General features: G+C 31.1%; 15 protein-coding genes. 6 read left to right on the top strand and 9 right to left on the bottom strand.

The features are described from left to right. Window positions 1–65: 65 nt before the first annotated feature. Window positions 66–938, top strand: a complete 873-nt coding sequence (locus H6553_02110) for an SDR family oxidoreductase (protein ID MCB9032609.1) — start codon at window positions 66–68, stop codon at window positions 936–938. 38 nt (window positions 939–976) lie between these two features. Here the strand turns inward: H6553_02110 and H6553_02105 are convergent, their stop codons facing one another. Next, window positions 977–2011 carry a metal-dependent hydrolase gene (locus H6553_02105; GenBank protein MCB9032608.1) on the bottom strand — a complete coding sequence of 345 codons (1035 nt, stop codon included), beginning with the start codon at window positions 2009–2011 and terminating at the stop codon, window positions 977–979. Window positions 2012–2524: 513 nt separating this feature from the next. Between H6553_02105 and typA the strand changes: the two genes are divergently transcribed. From typA to H6553_02080, 5 genes are all read left to right on the top strand, one after another. Continuing rightward, the gene (typA, locus tag H6553_02100; protein ID MCB9032607.1) at window positions 2525–4327 is read left to right on the top strand and encodes a translational GTPase TypA; all 1803 of its coding nucleotides are present in this window, start codon (window positions 2525–2527) and stop codon (window positions 4325–4327) included. A gap of 354 nt (window positions 4328–4681) precedes the next feature. Beyond that, complete coding sequence (locus tag H6553_02095) at window positions 4682–5974, top strand: T9SS type A sorting domain-containing protein (protein ID MCB9032606.1); 1293 nt, start codon at window positions 4682–4684, stop codon at window positions 5972–5974. 47 nt (window positions 5975–6021) lie between these two features. Continuing rightward, window positions 6022–6453, top strand: coding sequence for a DUF5606 domain-containing protein (locus tag H6553_02090; GenBank protein MCB9032605.1), 432 nt, complete (start codon window positions 6022–6024; stop codon window positions 6451–6453). After that, window positions 6450–8168: a M3 family oligoendopeptidase gene (locus H6553_02085; GenBank protein ID MCB9032604.1), complete on the top strand. Its 1719-nt coding sequence runs from the start codon at window positions 6450–6452 to the stop codon at window positions 8166–8168. The genes H6553_02090 and H6553_02085 overlap by 4 nt, the downstream gene beginning before the upstream one ends. A 336-nt stretch (window positions 8169–8504) precedes the next feature. Beyond that, entirely contained in the window at window positions 8505–9002 is a 498-nt protein-coding gene (locus H6553_02080) for a hypothetical protein (GenBank protein ID MCB9032603.1), read from the top strand. A gap of 29 nt (window positions 9003–9031) precedes the next feature. Here H6553_02080 and H6553_02075 read toward each other — a convergent pair whose 3' ends face one another. The 8 genes from H6553_02075 to H6553_02040 all read right to left on the bottom strand — a co-directional run bounded on the left by H6553_02075 (window position 9032) and on the right by H6553_02040 (window position 21453). Then, on the bottom strand, window positions 9032–9436 hold the full coding sequence (locus tag H6553_02075; GenBank protein MCB9032602.1) for an ATP-binding protein: 405 nt from the start codon (window positions 9434–9436) through the stop codon (window positions 9032–9034). A 576-nt stretch (window positions 9437–10012) separates the two neighbouring features. Further along, window positions 10013–10426 carry a hypothetical protein gene (locus tag H6553_02070; protein MCB9032601.1) on the bottom strand — a complete coding sequence of 138 codons (414 nt, stop codon included), beginning with the start codon at window positions 10424–10426 and terminating at the stop codon, window positions 10013–10015. Window positions 10427–10918: 492 nt separating this feature from the next. Beyond that, the gene (locus H6553_02065) at window positions 10919–14230 is read right to left on the bottom strand and encodes a DUF4175 domain-containing protein (protein MCB9032600.1); all 3312 of its coding nucleotides are present in this window, start codon (window positions 14228–14230) and stop codon (window positions 10919–10921) included. A gap of 328 nt (window positions 14231–14558) precedes the next feature. Continuing rightward, window positions 14559–15017 (bottom strand): flavodoxin family protein, encoded by a 459-nt coding sequence (locus tag H6553_02060; protein ID MCB9032599.1) that lies wholly within the window; start codon window positions 15015–15017, stop codon window positions 14559–14561. Between the two features lie 134 nt (window positions 15018–15151). Beyond that, window positions 15152–16603: an O-antigen ligase family protein gene (locus tag H6553_02055; GenBank protein ID MCB9032598.1), complete on the bottom strand. Its 1452-nt coding sequence runs from the start codon at window positions 16601–16603 to the stop codon at window positions 15152–15154. Beyond that, a complete protein-coding gene (locus H6553_02050; GenBank protein ID MCB9032597.1) occupies window positions 16569–17369 on the bottom strand; it encodes a hypothetical protein in 801 nt (266 codons plus the stop codon). The genes H6553_02055 and H6553_02050 overlap by 35 nt, the downstream gene beginning before the upstream one ends. Before the next feature lie 68 nt (window positions 17370–17437). Beyond that, the gene (locus H6553_02045; protein MCB9032596.1) at window positions 17438–17908 is read right to left on the bottom strand and encodes a hypothetical protein; all 471 of its coding nucleotides are present in this window, start codon (window positions 17906–17908) and stop codon (window positions 17438–17440) included. An 80-nt stretch (window positions 17909–17988) separates the two neighbouring features. Further along, the gene (locus H6553_02040; GenBank protein ID MCB9032595.1) at window positions 17989–21453 is read right to left on the bottom strand and encodes a T9SS type A sorting domain-containing protein; all 3465 of its coding nucleotides are present in this window, start codon (window positions 21451–21453) and stop codon (window positions 17989–17991) included. Window positions 21454–21826: the final 373 nt, after the last annotated feature.

Genomic DNA, 21826 nt, shown 5'->3' with positions numbered 1-21826 from the left:
TTTAATAATAGAATAGCATAAAGGTATAGACATTTATTTATTTTTGTATTCTAATTTTTTGAAATATGGATATGCGTGGCAAAATTGTAGTGGTAACAGGTGCAAATTCTGGTATTGGTAAAGTAACAGCAACAGAGTTGGCAAAAATTGGTGCAACAGTAGTAATGGTTTGTAGAAACGAAGAAAAAGCCAAAGCTATTCAAGAAGATATAAATGCTGTTACTGGTTTAAATAATGTAGATTTATTTATATGTGATTTCAGTTCACACGAATCGATAAAAAAATTTGCTATTGCTTTTAGAAGTAAATATAATGTAGTAGATGTTTTAGTAAATAATGCTGGCGTAATTTTAGGTGAAAGAGAAACAAATGATGATGGTATTGAAATGATGATGGCAACCAATCACTTAGGTTATTTTTTAATGACACATTATTTGTTAGATTGTTTAAAAGCATCAGATAATGCGAGAGTGGTAAATGTTGCTTCTTTGGCACATCGTTTTACTAATTACAGAGCGAATGATTTGAATGCCGATCAATTTTTCAATTCTTTTCTACAATACAGTTTGTCTAAATTGTGTAATATTCTATTTTCGAACAAGTTAGCAAGTATGTTGAAGAACGATACGAATGTAACTTCTAATAGTTTACATCCTGGAAATATTGGTAGCAATTTCGGACAAAGTGGTAGTCCGTTTTTTAAATTTTTAGTTAGCAATTTTAGTTTTGTCTTAACTTCACCAGAAAAAGGAGCAGAGACTTCACTGTATTTAGCATCATCGCCATTTGTACATGGAAAAACAGGAAAATATTGGTACAATAAAAAACCAGTTCCACCATCTTTAGCTGCAACAAATGAAGATAATATTCAGCATTTATGGAATTGGAGTTTGCAACAAACAGGCATTAAAGTTTTTGGCGAAGCAGAGTTTAAGTAGATAGAATCAAGATTTTTAGATACAAGACATTAGACTTCTTACTTTTCAAAAATCTTACTATAAATAACACTTAAAAATTGTTTTATATCTTTCATAGTTCTAGGCGGACGAACAAATGATGCCTTTACATTTCCTTGCTCATCTTTATATAGCTTAGTATAAAACCTAAAGGAATTAGCAGCATCAGCATTATCTTGTTGAGATAAATCTGTTCTTCCCCATTTTATATTATAAAAATCGAGTGTGTCATTTTCATTCATTTGCAAAAAATAATAACCATTGCTAAACCATTTTAAAGTATTAAATTTTTCAGAAGCATATTGTTTTTCTAAATCTAAGTTTCTTTTGAATGCATACAGTTTAATATCATCATCTAATCTAAAAACCGATTGTTCACCACAGTAAATTACAGAATCATTATAAGCAATTCCTGCCCAAAGCAAAGCATTAAACATCGTTGGAGATGTACTTAAATGTGTATATTGAATATGTTCTTTTGCTAATGCTTTCTTAAACGATTGATGTGCCAAATACTTATTAAATGTTGCCAACGAAAGATAACCACAACTTACAACAAATGCCATTATAGCAATCACTCTTCTTGTCTTACTTTCTTTTCTAAAGCATAAACAAGCAATCAATAAAAACATAAATGGTAAAGTATACAGTGGATCAATAACAGCAATATTATTAAAAGCAATCAGTCCATGTGTAAAAGGCAAGAGCAATTGAGTACCATAAGTAGTACAACAATCTAGCAAGGTATGTGTAGCAAATCCTAGAAAAAACAAAAGATACCATCTAGTAAAACTTAGCTTTCTTTTAAAAAGTCTATAAAACAAATAAGCAAACGGAATAGCTAAAAATAAGTGAACAAACAAAGCATGTGAATATGCCCTGTGAGTTCTTAAAGAAGTTAACTCATCACCATTTATAAAAGAAGAGGCAAAAACATCTAAGTCTGGAATCGTGCCAGCCAAGCCACCAATAAGCTGTGCTTTCCAACCAAGTTTTTTGCCAGCAGTCAACTCACCTACACCAGCACCCAATACAAATTGTGTTAAAGAATCCATTGTAGCACAAATCTCTAAAAAAATAATCTAAAAAAGATACAATTTAGTTTGCATTATCATAAATGACTTAAAAAGCATATTTTTTCTTGTAACCAAAGTAAATGTAAAAATCAAAGCAGTTTAGCGTTGAAGCATTTTCAGCAATAGATGTAAATGTCTCGTAATTGCATTGCGAGGAACGAGCAATAGGCATGGAGAGACAAATTTATCATCGGTTTGCTTCACTAAAACAAAAATAGAGAAAAGCAAAATTGCCTTAAATGCTTCTTGACTCTTGCCTGCTGGCAAGCAGGTTTTGGTTCGTTTTGTATCAAGACAAAATGAACAAAGAATTTTTTGTTTATTTACTAACTCTTATCTACTATAAAGCAAAGATAAATATCAATACAGAAGCAAGTGCTAGTTATTATTTTTTACTATAAAATTTTAAAGTCAAACTATGTATTTCTTAATTATTTCATATCACAGCATTGACAGATATAAGCGTACCTTTGCACAAATTTTACAGAAATAATGGAAAATCAATACATTAGAAATGTTGCTATCATTGCCCATGTCGATCACGGAAAAACAACTTTAGTAGATAAAATTTTGTGGGAATGCAAAACTTTTGAAGAACACGAAAATACTGGAACTTTAATTTTAGACAATAATGAATTAGAAAGAGAAAGAGGAATTACCATTGTTTCTAAAAATGCAGCAGTTACTTATAAAGATTATAAAATCAATATTATAGATACACCAGGTCACTCTGATTTTGGTGGAGAAGTAGAACGAGTACTTAAAATGGCAGATGGTGTTTTGCTATTGGTAGATGCTTTTGAAGGACCAATGCCACAAACGCGTTTCGTACTACAAAAAGCATTAGAGTTAGGTTTAAAGCCAATTGTAGTAATTAACAAGGTAGATAAAGAAAACTGTACGCCAGAAGAAGTACACGAAAAAGTATTCGATCTAATGTTTCACTTAGATGCTACAGAAGAACAATTAGATTTTCCAACAGTATATGGTTCTGCAAAAAATGGTTGGATGAGTACCGATTGGAAACAAAAAACAGATAATGTTTCTGTATTAATTGATGCTATTATAGAACACATTCCTGCACCAAAAATTGAAGAAGGTTCATTACAAATGCAAATTACATCATTAGACTTTTCAAGCTTTGTAGGAAGAATTGCCATTGGTAGAGTATTTAGAGGTTCACTGAAAGCCAATATGCCAGTAGCATTAGTAAAAAGAGATGGCACTATCATCAAATCGAGAATTAAAGAATTGATGGTGTTTGAAGGCATGAGTAAAAAGAAAGTAGAAATAGTAAATGCTGGTGAAATTTGTGCTGTTGTAGGTATAGAAGGTTTTGAAATTGGAGATACTATTGCTGATGCAGAAAATCCAGAAGCAATGAAAGCGATTAGCATTGACGAACCTACTATGAGTATGTTGTTTACTATCAATGATTCTCCATTTTTTGGTCAAGAAGGAAAATTTGTTACTTCAAGACATGTCAAAGATAGATTAGAAAAAGAATTAGAAAAAAACTTAGCACTACGCGTTCAAGCTGGTGCAACTGCCGATTCTTTTATGGTTTTTGGTCGAGGCGTATTGCACTTATCTGTTTTGATTGAAACCATGCGTAGAGAAGGTTACGAATTACAAGTAGGTCAACCACAAGTTTTATTCAAAACTATAGATGGTGTAAAATCAGAGCCAATAGAAGAATTAACCATCGATTTACCTGAAGAAAAATCGGGTACAGCAATAGAAATGGTGGCTAAAAGAAAAGGCGACTTAAAAAATATGATTTTAAAAGGCAATAGAACGGTATTAACTTTTGAAATTCCATCAAGAGGAATTATTGGTTTGCGTACCGAAATGATAACAGCAACTTCTGGCGAAGCAATTATGTCACATCGTTTTATTAAATACGACGCTCATAAAGGCACCATTCCAGGAAGAATTAATGGCTCATTAATTGCCAAAGAAAAAGGAACTGCTATTGCTTATGCTTTAGATAAATTACAAGACAGAGGTAAGTTTTTTATTGAGCCAGGTGAAGAAGTTTATGCAGGAATGGTAGTTGGAGAAAACTCAAGAGGCGATGATTTATTAATCAACTGTACAGTTACCAAAAAACTAACCAATGTTAGAGCTTCTGGTTCTGATGATAAAGTGAAACTACCACCACCAATAAAATTTTCTCTAGAAGAAGCTTTAGAATACATACAAGCAGATGAATTGGTAGAAGTAACACCAAAAAACATCAGACTACGAAAATTATACTTAGACGAAAACGAAAGAAAACGAAAAGGAAAATAGTTTTTATTCATTATAATTATATTCCACTCAGAGTTACTCGCTAGAGAACTCTGAGTGAGAGTAAACTATCTCTACGCCTTGGTTCGTGTCTCACGAAACAAAAAGTAACATACTATGTTCCACTCAGAGTTACTCATAGAAAACACTGATAGGAAGAAATATTTATTCTGATTTATGGAAAGATAAAAAATGTTTAAAAAGTACAATCTCATTTAATAGTAAGATAACACATCTAAACAACACTCAAATTATCAACTTTACAAAAGACAATTTTTCCTTTAACGCAAATATTCTATTATACATAAACTACTAGGTATCAAGTTTTTTACTATTTTTATCTAACAATCGTTTGGTATGAAAAAATATGTACTCTTGCTTTTTTCTTTTTTTCTATTGCAAGCAATCAACGCACAGTCTCTAGATTGTAGCAATGGCAGATATCAAAAAAAGATATTTAGTTTTGTAAAACGCACCAATAATATTGTTTACGCAACCAAATACCAAAGCAATAATCAAAAAATATATTTAAAGTACGATGTGTATGAACCAATAGGTGATACTGCTCAGAGTAGAGCTGTAATGTTGCTCATTCACGGTGGTGCTTATCTAAAATTAATCGACCAAAATAGTCCAGATATTGTACTGATGGCAGACTACTTTGCTAAGCTTGGTTATGTTGCTGTTTCAATAGATTATCGACAAGAACCAGACATTTTAGGTTTACTTAATGAAGAAGTAATGGTAAAAGCAGTTTCTCGTGCTTTAATTGATACCAAAGATGCCATTGATCATTTTGTTGCTACTTACGAAAACGGAAATCCTTTTAGAATAAATATAGATAATGCATACATAGGTGGTGTTTCTGCTGGTGGTGTTTCTACTATGTTTATTTGCTATTTAGATAGCTTACAGCAAATGCCAGAACAATACCAACAATGGATTATTGAAGCCAATGGACCAGAGGCAGATTCTATTCTACGACATAAATTTGACCATGTAAAACCTAAAGGTGCTTTTAGCGTGTCTGGTGCTATTTTAGATACTAGTTGGATTGTAGATAATGGAATTGACTTACTTGTAAACCATGGTTCTGCAGATCCAATTGTTCCTTATAATTATGATAGACCATTTGGCATTCCTACACTACCAAAACTATTTGGAGGAAAAGCCATTTATCCAAGAGCAATCAATCAGGGCATTCGTTGCGAGTTCGAAGATTGGATTGGCTATAGTCATGTACCTTTCATGAACTTAACATTGCCAAAAATGATTACTAACTTTATCAATTTTCCTGTACTAGATAGTACAGAACGACATATTAGAGACTTTTTTTATCCTACGCTCGATTGTCAAAGTAATATTGTATCTGGTATTCATCAAAATAAAGTAGCAGATTTAAAAATCTATCCAAATCCAAGTACTGATGTTTTTTATATTGATATTCCAAATACCTATCTAAGTCAGTCTGCTCAACTAGAAATTTTTAGCATCAACGGACAAAAAGTATATGAACAAATCATTCCAAATAATCAATCAAAAATCGCAATCAATAAAAACTTACCAGCAGGTTTGTATCCAATTCGATTGAGTTATATGGTTGGTAATGAATTGAATTACTACAACAATACTATTATTAGAGTAGATTAACAAGCATTTAACAGAAAACTCCTTACATTTGTCCATATTTTTAAATTATGGAATTAAAAGAAATTGTAGCAGTAACTGGAGTATCTGGTTTGAAAAAAATGGTAGCTAATAGAAATGATGGATTAATTTTATCTGACTTAAATGGAGATAATAAACAATTCTATTCATCTAGAAAATATATGTTTTCACCATTAGATAATATTTCTATCTATACAGAAACAGACATGATTGCTTTGATTGATGTTTTATTAGCAATGAAAGAAAAACAAACAACTACACCTTTAGTAGATGCTAAAGCAAGTAACGATGAGCTAAAAGCATACTTAGGTGCAATTGTTGAAGACTACGACAGAGATAAAGTAAAAGTAAGCGACATTAAAAAACTAGTAAAATGGTTTGAAATTTTAGATGAAGTAGATGCCATTAAAAAACCAGTTGAAGAAAAAGCAGAAACAGAAGCAACTAAAACAGAAGAATGAAAGTAACAACCAACAAAATTATAGAACGACCTGCTAGACATTTTGTAGCTGAAGAGTTAATGATTAACGACTGGAGCGATTTAGAACAATACTATAGCAACTTAAACAATCGTGTAATTAATAGTACCGATGATTTAATGCAGTTCTTAAAAGACAGAAGCGAGTTAGACAAAATTGTAGAAGAAGATTATCGTTGGAGATATGTAAGACAAACTTGCGATACAGAAAATCAAGCGTATAAAAAAGAATATAATGATTTTATCAATAATATTCTTGCACATCTAATGGAGCAAACCAATTTACTTAATCAAAAAATAGTAAATTCAACTTTCTTTAATGATTTAGATGATGATAGATTTTTTACTTATAAAAGAAATCTTAAAAATGATATCGCATTGTATAGAGAAGAAAACATCAAGCTCAATCAAGAAGAACAAATTAAAGCACAACAATACGGCGATATCATTGCAAGTTTAAACATCACTCACGATGGTAAAGAATATACATTGCAACAAGCAGCCAAATTTTTGCAAAGTAGTGATAGAGATTTGCGAAAAACAATCTACGATAAAGTAAATGAACAACGATTAAAAGTAGCCAATCAGTTAGATGAATTGTATAGCGAATTAATTCAAATCAGACATCAAATGGCATTGAATGCTGGTTTTGAAAATTATAGAGATTATAAATTACAAGCACTAGGCAGATTTGATTATGGTGTGGCAGAATCTGAACAATTTCATGATGCAATACAACAAGAAATCATGCCATTAGTTAATAAAATATTTGAAAAAAGAAAATCAGATTTATCACTAGACGCATTAAAACCATACGATTTAGATGTAGAAACCAGTAATTTACCAGCACTACAACCTTATGAAACCACAGACGAGTTCATAGAAAAATCTATTGCTTGTTTAAATGATGTCGATTCATTTTTTGCAGACTGTATCAGCATCATGCACAATATGCAATACTTAGATTTAGACAGCAGAAAAGGAAAAGCACCAGGTGGTTACAACATGGGAATGCCAGAAATAAATGTACCATTTGTATTTATGAATGGTAGTGGTATGCAAAGAGATGTAGAAACAATGGTACACGAAGCAGGTCATGCAGTACACAGTTTTTTAATGGGCGATTTAGCATATAACTTCGACCAAGAAATTACTTCAGAATGTGCCGAGTTGGCATCAATGAGCATGGAGTTTTTTACACACAAAGGATTGTCAGAATTTTATAGCGAAGCAGATAAAAAACGAGCCATTAAAAATCATATAGAAGGCATCATTTCAATATTGCCATGGATAGCGTTAATCGATAAATTTCAACATTGGGTATATACACATCCAACACATACTATAGCAGAAAGACACCAAACTTGGAATGAAATGTTTAGCAGTTTTTCTTCTAGTGTAACCAATTGGAGCGACTACGAAAACATAAAAAACATCGTTTGGCAAAAACAATTGCATTTATTTGAAGTACCATTCTATTATATAGAATACGGCATTGCACAACTTGGAGCCATTGGAATGTTTAAAAACTTTAAAGCAAACGAAACAGCTACCATTGCCAACTACAAAAAAGCATTAGCATTAGGAAGCATCGCTACACTACCAGTAATGTATCAAACCGCAGGCGTTCCATTCGATTTCAGTCAAGCAAGAGTAAACGAATTAGTTAGCTTTTTACAAACAGAGTTAGCAGACTAGTAGTAATTATCATTGCAAATTTTTCGACGAACGAAAAAAATGTAGCAATCTCTTATTTTTTGTATAAAATAATATATGTTTTATTACATCACTCAGAGTCATTCGCAAGAAGACTCTGAGTGGAAAAGTATTCGTTTTGACAACAATTTGGTTAAAATTTTAAACTTTAACAAAGCGAAAACCACACTATAAACTACTATTAAAATATTTAAAAATAAAAAATAATAGCGTATCTTGTTATTAGAAAACTTGCTGATAGATGAAACTACAGTAGTTTTTTGTAGCAATATAGTTGTAGTTGTTATATACCAGTTTTTGAACAACCAAAACCGAAATATGGAAGGCAGAATAAAGAAAAGTCAAGATTATTGGTACAATGTAATTACAGGTGGAATTTTGACTTTCTTGATTATTTTTCTCTGTGGCATTCTAATTTCGTTAAAACTTGACATTTCATTTCTTAATATTTACTATTTATTATTCTGTCTGTTAGTTGTTATTTTTTATCAATGGAAAGATGACAATATCAAAATTTTTCAAACTAAACTTCCGAAAAAAGCAAACTTTGAATTGACCGAAAAAGCTTTAGATAAATTGAATTGGGAGTATGTATCAACTTCTGCTGAAATAAAACTGACTTATAACATTTATATGTTGAAATTTCTAAACATAACCATCACACCAAAAAGTGAGAAAATATGTTTTAATTTTCAATATCATTCAACATCGAAAACTGGAAGGTTTCCATTTTATTTTGGAATTAGTACGCTCATGGAATGGAAATTTAAACGAAGCTTGAAGAATGAATTACAAAATATAAGATCGAATATCTAACAGTATTAGCATTCCAAAAAAGAGAACTGTTAACTTAGTTTAAAATCCATTTCTATACACGAGCCGTTGTCTTTGAACTCGATGTTGTCTGCTAAGCGTTTCATTAGAAACACGCCTCTTCCGTTTGGTTCTAACAACAATTCTGGTGATGTTGGATCTGGAATTTCATCTGGATTGAAACCGTTGCCTTGGTCTTGTATGGACAATCGTAAAGTAGAATTATATTGAAATGCAGTAAATCGTACTACTTTATTTTGGTCTAAATGATTGCCATGTTCTATGGCATTGGTTACTGCTTCTACTGCTGCTAATCTTATTTTTCCTAGTAACTGATGGCAAATGGATAAGTCTTCTTTGAATTTATCAATGCAATCTTCTACTTGTTCTATGTTCTTTTTTTCTGATGGGAAGGTTAACTCTACTAATGCTCTCATTTAATTATTTTTGATGAACAAAATGCACACTAAGATAGTTATACGATAAAAAATTAAAAAGGTTTCATTGTTACTAATAAAGTTTTAACGCAGTGTCCTCTACGAGAGACACTGCTAGGAAAGAAAGTATAGTTATGATAAATGTTATAAAAAAATTTCTCATTATTTTCTTGTTTCTATCTTTCTTAATTAACGCTCTTTAAATTTTGATTGGTCTTTTGCATTACCGCTAACTTGTTTATTTACGCAACTTATTGCGTAAATATTTTCATATATCAGCATGTTTTTGTAAAAACAAGATAAGTAATTATTTTTAAATATTTTATAGGTAATTGTTATTTCGGTCGGTGAGGACACCGACCTGTAGGTTAATGCGCACTAAGGTAGTTATACGATAAAAAATTAAAAAGGTTTCATTGTTACTTATAAAGTTTTAACGCAGTGTCCTCTATGAGAGACACTGCTAGGAATTGAAAATGGTTGTTAGAGTTCTGTTTGGTTTTAAATGGTGCTTGATTTACTTAGCATTATTTTTGTTTCGTGAGACACGAACCACAGCGTAGTTAGTGTGTCATTTTATTTTTCCGCTATCAATTCAATTCGTTCGCAATTCAGTCGAAACATTTTTCCATTTTCAAAAAGATAGATTATATCATCATTTTCATTCGGTTTATTATGTTGCATAAATCCATCATTAATGTCTCTCATTGTTTTTGGGAAAAATGAAATCACACTTAATATTTTTTCATCTTCTGGATAGTCCGTATTATCTCCGTCCGAAGAATTTTTATAGCTCACATTTTTATGAATGAATTTCAATCGTTTAAATTCATTTTCGTGAACCCAATCTCCGTTTGATTTTACAAAATCAATTTGAAAATCCTCTTTTGTTTTAGAAACTCCATTAAATTCAAAATTATTATGTAAATCAATATGAACTCCGTTTAATTGAACAGCATAATTTTCTTCTATTTCAAAATTTGTTTCCATTCAGTTTTTTAAATGACTCACAACTACTTACTGTAGTATCTTCATATATCAGCATGTTTTTGTAAAAACAAGATAAGTAATTATTTTTAAATATTTTATTAGTAATTGTTATTTCTGTCGGTGAGGACACCGACCGATAGGTTAAACTGTTATGTTGTTTAATAAATAGCTAACATTGTCTAAGTTTAGAACTTTGACAATATTTTTTGTAGTAGGAACTTGCATAAGGGATAGAACGGAAAGCCCACAGCGATGTTGTAAACGAGCGAGGACTTATAGTGATAGCCCGACCGTAATGTAATGGAGGTTATGCTATAAAAATAAAACAAATATAAATTTAATTTATTTAATATGAAATTTGAGTTTAACGCAGCGTCCTCTACGAGAGACACTGCTAGGAAAGAAAAGAATTAAGGTTTCAGTTAGTTCAAATTGTTTTCTATTTTCCCGCAGACAACACAGATACTCGCAGAAAAATAAAATTATTATATATTATTTTACTGTCTGGAAATATTTATCGACTAATTTTTTATAGAATGGTTTTAGGTTGGGTGGTACTGTTTTGTACATTTCTATCGTCGATTGTTTTTTGTCTAGGTATTCTTGTAAGCCAGCTGGTAATTTGGCTGGTTTGTCTTCGCCACTGTTCGATTGTCGTTTGTCTTCTTCGCCTTGTTCTCTTTTGGCTTTGTCAAACTCTAGCAAACGCGTTTCTATTTCTTTTTGTCGCATTAGCGTTTGATTGGTTAGATTTTTCTTCATTAAGTCTTTCTCAACTTCTTCCATTTTATCCATTAAACCATCTACACCACTGCCTTTTTTCTGTTGCTCACTCATCTGCTCTTTTAGCTTTTGCAGTGCATCTCTAATGGCTTGTTGTTTTTCTAATGCTTCAGCAAAATCTTTACTCATTTGCTTTCCATTTTGTCCTTCGCCATTTTTTTGTTTGTCCATCATTTCTTTCATCTTGTCGCCCAAACCTTTTTGCATTTCTTGCAATGATGGTTTTTGTCCTTCGCCTCCTGGTTTGTCACAAGAGCCATTGCCAGACATTTTTTGTTGCATTTGATTGCGTTTCTTTTGCAAATTATCTAAAGATTCGCTTAGCATCAAGGCAAGATTATTGGTTGATGTCATGACAAACTGCTGTGCTGTTGATGTTTGTGGTACATATCTTTCTTGCATAAAATCGAGCGACTTTTGCATTTCTCTTTTGAGTTTATAGACTTCGTCTGAAATAAAACTCTGCAAATCAAATTGTCTTTTTCCTAATTCATGTAAACTATCTGCAATCATATTGGCATCTGCTCTTAAGTTGGCTTGCTCTTGCATTAACTCAACATATTTTGGACTTTGTGCATTGGTTTTTTTAAGTGTGTTCATCACTTGTTCTTGATCGAAAGATAGTTTCATCAAGTTTTCTAAAAGTTGTCTAACCAATTTTATGTCTTCTGCATTTTGGTCAGATTGCATTTTATCTAAACCTTCTTGCAATTGTTCTGCCATTTCTTCCATTTTTTCGCCTGCATTTTTTTGCTGTTGCGAAGCTCCATTTTTTTGGTTTTGCTGTAGCTGTTGCTGGCTGTTTTGTATTTTTTTGTCGATGTCTTTGGCTTGGTCGTCTTGCTTAGACAAATTCATCGGACTATTATTTTCTTTGTTGAATTGCTCTAGTTGTTTTAGGTCTTCTTTTATGCCATCAAATTTTTGTTGTATTTCTTTTTGCTCTTTCTGTAATTGCTCTGATGATTTATCACTCTTTTTGGTATCATCGCTCAACTGATTTTGTTCTTTCGCTAATTCATTGAGTTTGTCTATTGTTTCTTGTGCTTTCTGTTCTAGTTGTAATTGCTTAAATAAGTCTTGCATTTTCTCTAATTCTTTATTGAGATTATCGCTAGACATATCCATTTTTTTCAACTCTTGAAATGCATCTTTCTGCTTCATTTTTTCCATCAATGCTTCAATTTGTTTCATCAAATCTTTCATTTCATCATTCATCACATCGTTGAGCATCTCTTGAATTTTCTCTTGCTTTTCTAAGATTTCTTCATTTTCTTTTTTAAACTCTTTTTGATTTTCTAAGTTCTGAGCATACTTATCTTGAATTTCTTTTAGCTCTTTTACTAATTGTTGATGCTCTTTTTGTAGTTGTTCAATTTGTTTTTTGTCTTCCCAAGACAATTCATTTTTGTTCAATAATTTTTGCTGCATTTCTTTAATCTGCTTAGATAATTTATTGACACTTTGTTGAGCAGCTGCTAATTCATCTTTAATTTCTTCGTTATTATTGTATTCTTGTTTTTCTAATTCATCAATGCTTTTCTTTTTGTATTGATATACTTGCGATTTTGAAGATTTTGCTCCATTAACAGCATCATTATCCCAAACTTGTATAATATAATTAATTTGCTGACCAGCTTTTAAATCAAAACTATTAAGATTAATTGTATAATTAAAATCTGATATTGATTTTCCATTTAAAGGTAAAGGTCTACTTTTTGTAGTAATAATTTTTCCGTTTTCATCTACAATAGAATATACAAATGCCAATTTAGACAAACCGTAATCATCACTAACAGCACCACTTAATAAAACAAAATCTAAATTGCTACTGTCTACAATTTGTGCTGCTTGAATGCTTGGATATTGGTCAGGTGTAGCACTAATATTAAATTTAACTGAGTCGCCTTTTGGAACTGCTGCATTACTTACAACTACTGTATAAGCAATATCTGTTTTTACATTAGCACTAAATGAATATTCGTTTTTACCATTTTGCTTAGCAGTATATTTTTTATTATTAATTATAATATATACATTATCTGCATTAGATGATTCAAACAACCAAGACACTACTGTTCCTTCTGGTACAACAGCATCGCCAGAATTACTTAATACTTCATCTTTTTTTTGGGTATAGCTTGGATAATTGAGTTGCGTTTTAAAATTAACGATTAATGGTTTTTTAAGTACTTCCACAGTATGTTGATTGGAAGTAAAATCGTTGGCTAAGAAATTAAAATTAAAGTTGTCTTGTACATTACTGAACTTATATGAAAATTCTGTAGCAGACAATTTTTCCATTTTGTACGACTGTCCATCTTGTTGGATAAAAACTTCGTTTGGAATTGTTTTTCCTTCAATACTTAACTTGAGTTCTAAATCTTCGAATTGTACTGCTTTTAAGTTTTTGTTTTTTAGTATAAACTGAAATGGTGCTTCTTTTTCAAACACTACATTTGGATTGGCTAATCGTTTGTTAGATTCTTTGAAAATATTTGGAGCAATAATAGCTATTGCAATCAATAATAATAAAACAGAAAATAAGTATTTTAAATATTTTTTATTTTCATCTAATTGAATAGCATTTCCAAATGGCACTAGTTTTATAGCATCTGTTTTTTGATTGATGCTAGCTTCGATTAAATCTCTGTTATAAGCATTCTGCGACTGATGATTGAGTTGTAATATGTTTAATAGTTTGTCTTTTACATTAGCGAAGTGCGTACCAATAATTCCAGCAGCTTGGTTGTGCGAAATTTGTTGTCCAATAGACCAATAACGCATTAATGGTTGTAGTACCCAAAAATAAAAACTGACAGTGAACAATCCGAAGAAGCCAAATAAAATTAATTTTCTTACAGTTGTAGAGAAATATAAATTATACTCTGAAACAATTGCAAATAAATAATATGCTAAAATTAATGATACAAATAGTAAACTACCACGAATCAATTGGTTGAGATAATACTTTTTGATAAAAGCATCGAGCTTGTGAATTAATAATTGATAATTGCTCATGTTTACATCACTAAAATAAACATAAAGTGCAATATTGGTTGATAAAAATGGTTAAATAATGCTTTCTTTTTTGTCTTAAGATTTAAAGATAGTAAGGCAATGTCCTTTTCAAGAGACACTGCTTAGAAGTCAATAAAAAATCTATTTCTGTCGGTGAAGACACCGACCGATAACATAAAAGGAAACTTCCGACAGCACAAGAATAAAATCTATTATTGTAGAAGATTCCGAAACAAGTTCGGAAAAATTGGGCTCATTTTTATTGGGTAATCGTATTAGCAACGCTTTGTCCTTTTCAAGAAACACTGCTTAGAAATGAATTTTTAAATCAAAAAATACCTAATAGAATTCCTGTTACAAAAGATTGACCAAACTCTTCTACTAAGTCTAATTTTTCTTGTTGCTCTTGTTCTTTTATAATTAATGGTTCTAGTGTTTCTTTTAAGATATATCCTTTTGCAATTGTTTGGATACTTCTTACTGTTCCTTCGCCATCTGTTTCACAAGAAATTAATAATGCATATGGTTTACTAATAGCTAAATCTCTTGCTGGATAATAAGTTCTATCAAAGAAATTTTTCATAGCACCACTCATATATCCAAAATTTTCTGGTGTTGCTAAAATAATACCATCTGCCCAAATAACATGTTCAATTGTAGCATGGAGTGCTTCTATTAATTTTATTGATATATTATCTTCTTTTTGAATACCATTGACACATGCATCAACTATTTTCTTAGTATTTCCTGTTTGTGTATGATATATGATGAGTATGTTTTTATTCACTTAGTACATTATATCTTTAGCAGTAAGATAAAGTAAAAAAACACTATTCTCAACTTAATTTTATCATTTTTAAGACAGATTTCAAATAAATTTTTCCGTTATGCTACAAAATTTTTTGGAATGACGACCGAAGTTTATATATCTGTTTGTTGTAGTGATTTATTTCCAAAGCCAAGCAAAAGAGCAAGATTTATCCAAAACAGCGAACCTACTTTATTTGCTTCGACTAAGTCGCTGAGTGTATTATTAATTAAAAATGCAACTATACTTAATACAATTGCCATTATTATATTTTTATTTGTAGTATTATTATGATATGATTTTTCTGCAAACAACAAAATAGCTATTATTAATAGTATAAATATAATACAAGCAGGAATTCCTTGTTCTGTTATCAGTAATAAAAAATAATTGTGTACTGTACTTTTTTCTTCATTATCGCTAATATAGGTTTGATAAGCTCTAACCGTATATGGTTTGTAATTGGCTGCAAAGTTGCCTGCACCTACACCATAAATAGGATTTTCTTTAATCATTTTTGTAGCCGCCAACCATCTATAAAATCGCTCTACGGTACTCATATCTTCCATTTCAAAAGTAGAATTTAGATGATCGTTTAAGTCTTCGTGATATATAGTTGTTTCATAATTTGGTGCATATTTTAAATATTTATAATCTTTTAAAATATAAATTATAAATATACTACTGGTTATTGCACTAAGTATTAAAATCCATTTGGTGAGTTTATATTTTACTACGAAATAATACACTGCAATTGCTACTAATGCTAACCAAGCACCTCTTGTGTAGGAAAAGTAGATGGCAAATACAAAAAGTACAATGGTAAAATTGAGTAGTAATTTTTGTATGCTTCCTTGTTGATACCATTGTTTCATTAAAAAAATAAAAGGCAAAATCATGACTAGAAAAACTGCATAATTTACATGGTTCCTATATATTGGAATTACTGCTGTATTTATTCCTTCGAAAGAAAAACCTAGTGATGCGTGTTCTATAAAAATGATTATTACTGTAAGTAATGTTGGTAGGATTAACAACCAAAGCACTAATTTTAATTGTTTTACTTGTTGAACAATTAGATATGTAAGCAGAAAAAATACAGTGATGTACCAAAACTTAGCAACACTAAATTTTATACTTACTAATATATTTGTAGATTGTATAATACTAATAATTGTCCAAATAAAATGCAAGATAATTAAGATAGCAATAGGTTGTTTTAATAATTGTAGCGTTCTCTCTTTATAATGAATTAACACTATAAATATACTAAGAAATGACAATAAAATTAATAAAGCATCTGAAGGTAAATCGAAACCAAAGCTACCAATTTCTATTTCTTGAGATAGTGGTAAACAAAATAATAATAGAAAATAAATTAGTTTATACTCTATACTTGCAAAAACTACAAAGAGCAATGCAATAGGCATTACTACAAAATATAGTTTATCAAAATAAATACTTAATCCAAATATAAATAAACAAAAAACGGAAAGTACTACAAAAATACTATTTGTATGCTGTTGGATTTTATTTTGCAATATTTGTGTTTCTGTTTGAAGCATCTTTGAACAATTCAATTATAACTGCTAATAAAATACTACCAACTAATGCAGCAATTGCGGTACTCGCTACAATTAACCAACGCACTGGTTTTGATTTTTTTGCAGCTGGATATGCATCTTGAATAATATATAACGATTTAAAATCTGTTTCTGCAACTACTTTGTATTGTTTATAGATATTTCTTAGTTTTTCTGCTTCTACGCTATTGTCATTTGGATTTTCTGAGATTAATTGATTGAGTTGTTCTAGTGTTTTAGTTTTGTTTTGCTTAATAATGTTTTGGTAAATTTCGTTAGATTTTGCTACAATATCTTTTATCATATTAGCTGCTAGTTGTGCATCGGTATCTATAATAGATGCTTCTATTGCACCTTCATCATTAATAAGCATTTTGTAATTGCTTTGTAATTCTCTTTTGGTGTAGAAATTAATCAATTGCTTATCTTTACTATCTATTTTATAATGTGTTGATAATTTATATTTACTTATAATATAGTCTAATACTTCTGATGAATTAGCAATGGTAATAAACCTATTAATATCATCTTTACTTCCGAATTGACTAATGCTTCCTATTTCTCCATCTCCAAATAAATTAGCTCTATCGGTACTTTGCGGATTGCTAATATAGAAGACCATTTTGCTTTCAAAATATGGTGGCATAATGCTTGGCATAGAAATAATAATGCTCATAATAACTGCCAATGTACAAAACGCAATGATTTGTTTTTTCCACTTGTAAATAATAGTAAATAAATCTATCATGGTATAAAACTACAATAAAAATATTAGTATAGTGCTAACTTTGTCAAAGTTTAGAGTGCTAACAAATTTTACTTTTGTAAGTTGATTACTGTAGCCATTGGTCCTGCTTTTCCGCAAGGTGTAATGGCTTGTATTTGTAATACATAAACCGACTTTTCTTTTGGAATTGGCAATTGTGCTGGCGACTTACTTACCGTTGCTTTAATGTCTGTATCTAAAATTTGTAATTCGTATTGTTGTTTTTGAACTGTAGGTGTAAAGTAAATTACTATGGTTGTTTCTGTTGTAGTAACCGAATCTATTTTTGGTGTATTGGGTTTTGGTGTGCATTCGCCTTGCATTGCAAACCATGTATTGTTTACATAATACATTAGCGTTGCTGTTTCTTTAATTAGAACAATATCTCCATTTTTTGGTGATTGAATGGAATTAAATTCTGCTGTACTAATGGGTTGTATATTACTAATATTGGTTGAAGTATTTTGTGCGTTGACAAAAGAGAAAATCAAACAAAAAAGTAAAGTAATTATATATTTCATTGTGTTTATTTAAATAATTCTATTAAAATAAAAAATAGGACAATAATATATTGCCCTATTCAAAATCTATAAAACTAATTTTAGTCTTTTACAAACTTATGCTGATATGTTTTACCATTCGAATCTATTACTTTTATAATGTATGCTCCTTTTGCAAATTGTGTAACATCGTAACTCATTGTATTTAATCCAGAATTTAATGATTTGGTTTCAAAAACCATTTGTTTTCCTATTACATCAAAGATTTCTAATGTAGCAGACTGATTAGATTTTGAAGATACCACTACATTTATATTATGTGATGTTGGATTTGGATAAACATTAATAATTCCAGTATAATCAGCAATTGGTAAGTTAATTACTTTACTGTACTCAAAAGTACCATCTGTATTGATAATTTTAAGACGATAATAATTATTCCCAACATTTGGAGCGTTATCTATAAAACTATAATTTAACTCCTCGCTACTAAATCCTGCTGCTGTTATAACTCCTATATTTGTCCAATTCGTAATATCTGTACTTTTTTCAATTACAAATTCTTTTGAATTAATTTCTGAAGCTGTTATCCATTCTAGTTTATTATAATCTCCCATATTGGTTCCAGTAAATGATAATAGTTCTACTGGCAATGGTCCACCAATACCTCCATCTGTATGGAATCTAAAAGTAGAGAAAGAAGGAACTTGTAATTCATATTGTGTTGAACTACTAGGACCACCACTTACAGATACTGTATTTGGAGACAAATCTGAAGATTCGTCTTTAGAAACTACTAAGTCACTTACGCTACTAGTAGTTCCATAGCAAAATCCATAGCTTTGACCTAAATGTAATGCTTGCCAAGCTACCATTTCGGCAGTATAATTTACATAGTCTGCATTAGTAAAAAATAATCTAATGGTAGAAGGATTACCTGCACTTGGTTGATTAGTTGGTGTTATTTCATACCATCTTCTCATTGATAATTCTGGCATATCAAAACAATATCCTTCATGACCCAAACCACCATTACCATGTTCTGGAGAATCATAAGTTACATCATGTACATCATTTGCTATAGTAACTGTCATAGTAACATTTCCAAGGTTTTGACCATTACTATTAATTGCTGCAATTATTTCACCACTGCTATTTCTAAAATAATGCCACAAAGCATCATTTACATTACAGGTATAAGTACTTGTTGTATTTGCAATAACACTATTATTAACACCATTATCTCCAGAAACATAAACGGTCCAACTTCCTGTTGATTGTGTAAAGGTAGTATTACAAGTAGCATCTTTCGCCCATCTTGTATAAGTAGTAGTAGTTGTTAAACCTGCTGGTGGATTATAAGTTGCACTATTTGAACTTGGAATATCTACTCCATTAGCTTGCCATTTGTAGGTTATACTATTATCTCCACCACTAGCTGCTGTTGCACTTCCTATATTCGCTGGATCACCTCCATAGCATATTGTCTCTCCTGTAGTATTAATTGCACCTGCTGTAAATTCTGATCGTACTGTAACTATCCAATTACCTATTGATTGTGTAAATGTAGTATTACAGGTAGCGTCTTTTGCCCAACGCGTATACGTTGTTGTTGCAGTTAATCCTGCAGGCGGATCATAAGTAGACGAATTAGACGTACCAATTGGTGTCCCGTTTGCTCGCCATTCGTACGTTATAGAATTATCACCGCCACTGGATAATGTAGTATTGCCAATGACTCCAGGGTCTCCGCCGTAACAAATTATTTCACCTGTACTTTGAATAGCTCCTGGTGTAAACAAGGGTCTTACCGTTATTGTCGTAGAAGCACATGTTGTTACTCTGCATGGATTTTCTGCTCTTACATAATAAGTAGTAGTAGATCCAGGTGATACAGAAATACTCGTACCAGTTCCAATCGCGGTTCCTGAACCACAACCTCCAGCATACCAAGTCCATGTACCATCAACTAAACTTCCACCTGACACAGTTAATGACGTAGAGCCTCCGTTGCAAATTGTTGATGAACCAACAGTTATACCCGTAGCTGCAGTGTTGTTTTGATAATACACTACAGTAAGCTTAGGGCGATTCGCATTATTCGTTCCTCTAAAAACCAACCACTCATCATTATCAACAAATATTGGGTCACCATGTGATTCAGTTAAATCCAATCCAACAACATAAAAGTTCTGCGCTAAACTATTGGTAATATCTGTATTAGCAGCTGTACCAGAGTATAATGTCTTCCATGCATTTGCAGTTTCGTTATAGTCACTACATGAACCACTACATGTTCCCCAAACATCCCAACGTTGATAAAAACCTCCAGCATTAATTGCATCATATATTGTGCCGCAACTTGCTGGGATTGGATCAGTGCTTAATGGTGATAAATTTCCTACGTAAAACTTTAGATCATTGTCATTACCTTTACTGTTTTTAAATGATGTTTGATAGACTTCTATGGTTGCACTACTGATGCATGCATCATCAGGAATACTTGTCATATCAAAACGAGACCAAGCATTGTAATAATCATTACTAGTAGTCCCATCGTCAAAACCAACCCTAAAATCACCTCCACCAGATGCACCGCAATTAGAATCTTCATCAACTTCACCTGTCCACCAACTTGAAGTTGTATTCTGCGACAAAACTACAGTTGTAGGATCAATCACTACAGGGAATTTACGATTTGAATTAGTTAACCACTCTTTTTGAATATAGTAAGTTATTTTTACATTCCGGCCATTTTGTATATAAGTATAATTACCAGAAATTTTAGATTTACCTTCTTTTTCAAAATAGAGCGGTGGTTCCATTCTTATCATAAGTTCTCCAGATTTATCAACAAACAACAAAGCGGCATGACCAAGTTTGTCATCATACTTTATCTTCCAACCTTCAGGTAAATTAATATCCTCAGAAAAACCAATGTAGGCAACATCGTCAGACAAACCTAACGAAGACAGTGAGTTTAAAACATAAGACGTTTTAAACCCAATTGAATTCTGATCGGCTTCCATATCAATGTCATTAAGTACATTTTTATAGACTATACCAGATTCATCTTTCAAGCCCCCTGAAACATTACTAATATTTAATGGATCTCTTAGTTTTTGATAGTCTGCAGAAAAATATTCTATCTGTAAGTTTTTATTTGTGATTACAGATGTATTTTTCCCAAACACAATATTTATTCCTTCATTCGATTTTGCACCATAGTAGGTTTTAAAACTGTTATAACGGTTCATAAAACCATAATCAATATTGTCGGAATTTTCAAGATTTGAAACAATAGTCTTATATAAACCATTTTCAATGTAATGAATATTTCCAGCACCAATGACAGCAGATATTGTTCCGTCAGGATTCAAAAAATGTTTACTATGTAAGTCTCTTTTTGAAACAATTTCGTTTTCAGGTTTAAACCTTGCATAAGGACCATCAGTGGAATAAAGTTTTCTTATTACTTCGTCCTTTAATTCAGAATAGGTTACTTTTTTAGTAACTTCTTGTGAAAATAAATTAGACGAAAGAGTGATTAATAAGAACGTAATCACAACCCCTTTAACAGGATTGGTAGGTAGTCTCGCTGAATTTGCATTCAGCGGATCATTGGGTAATTTCGCGACAGTACTGTCGCTGTTCTGTGTAGTTTGGTTCCCAGGGAACCAACACAACATTGTTTGTAACATTTTTTTCATGTGTCTAAAATTTTTCTTTGTGATTGAAATTTCTTTTTTTTGATTAGTTTTTTTATTAAATTAACAAATAATTATAATATTTTATGGTTTGAAACAATATTATTTCTGAACGCATTATACCACCTATGCCCATATTAATCAATACCTTTCGAGATAAAATAAAGGTAAAGTTTTTATAGAAACTTTATGAAAAATTTAGAAATAATTTATAAAAACTTTATAATTATTT

This window comes from Chitinophagales bacterium (assembly GCA_020636535.1).
Classification (GTDB): domain Bacteria; phylum Bacteroidota; class Bacteroidia; order Chitinophagales; family JADIYW01; genus JADJSS01.
This window is presented reverse-complemented; position numbering and strand designations above follow the sequence as displayed.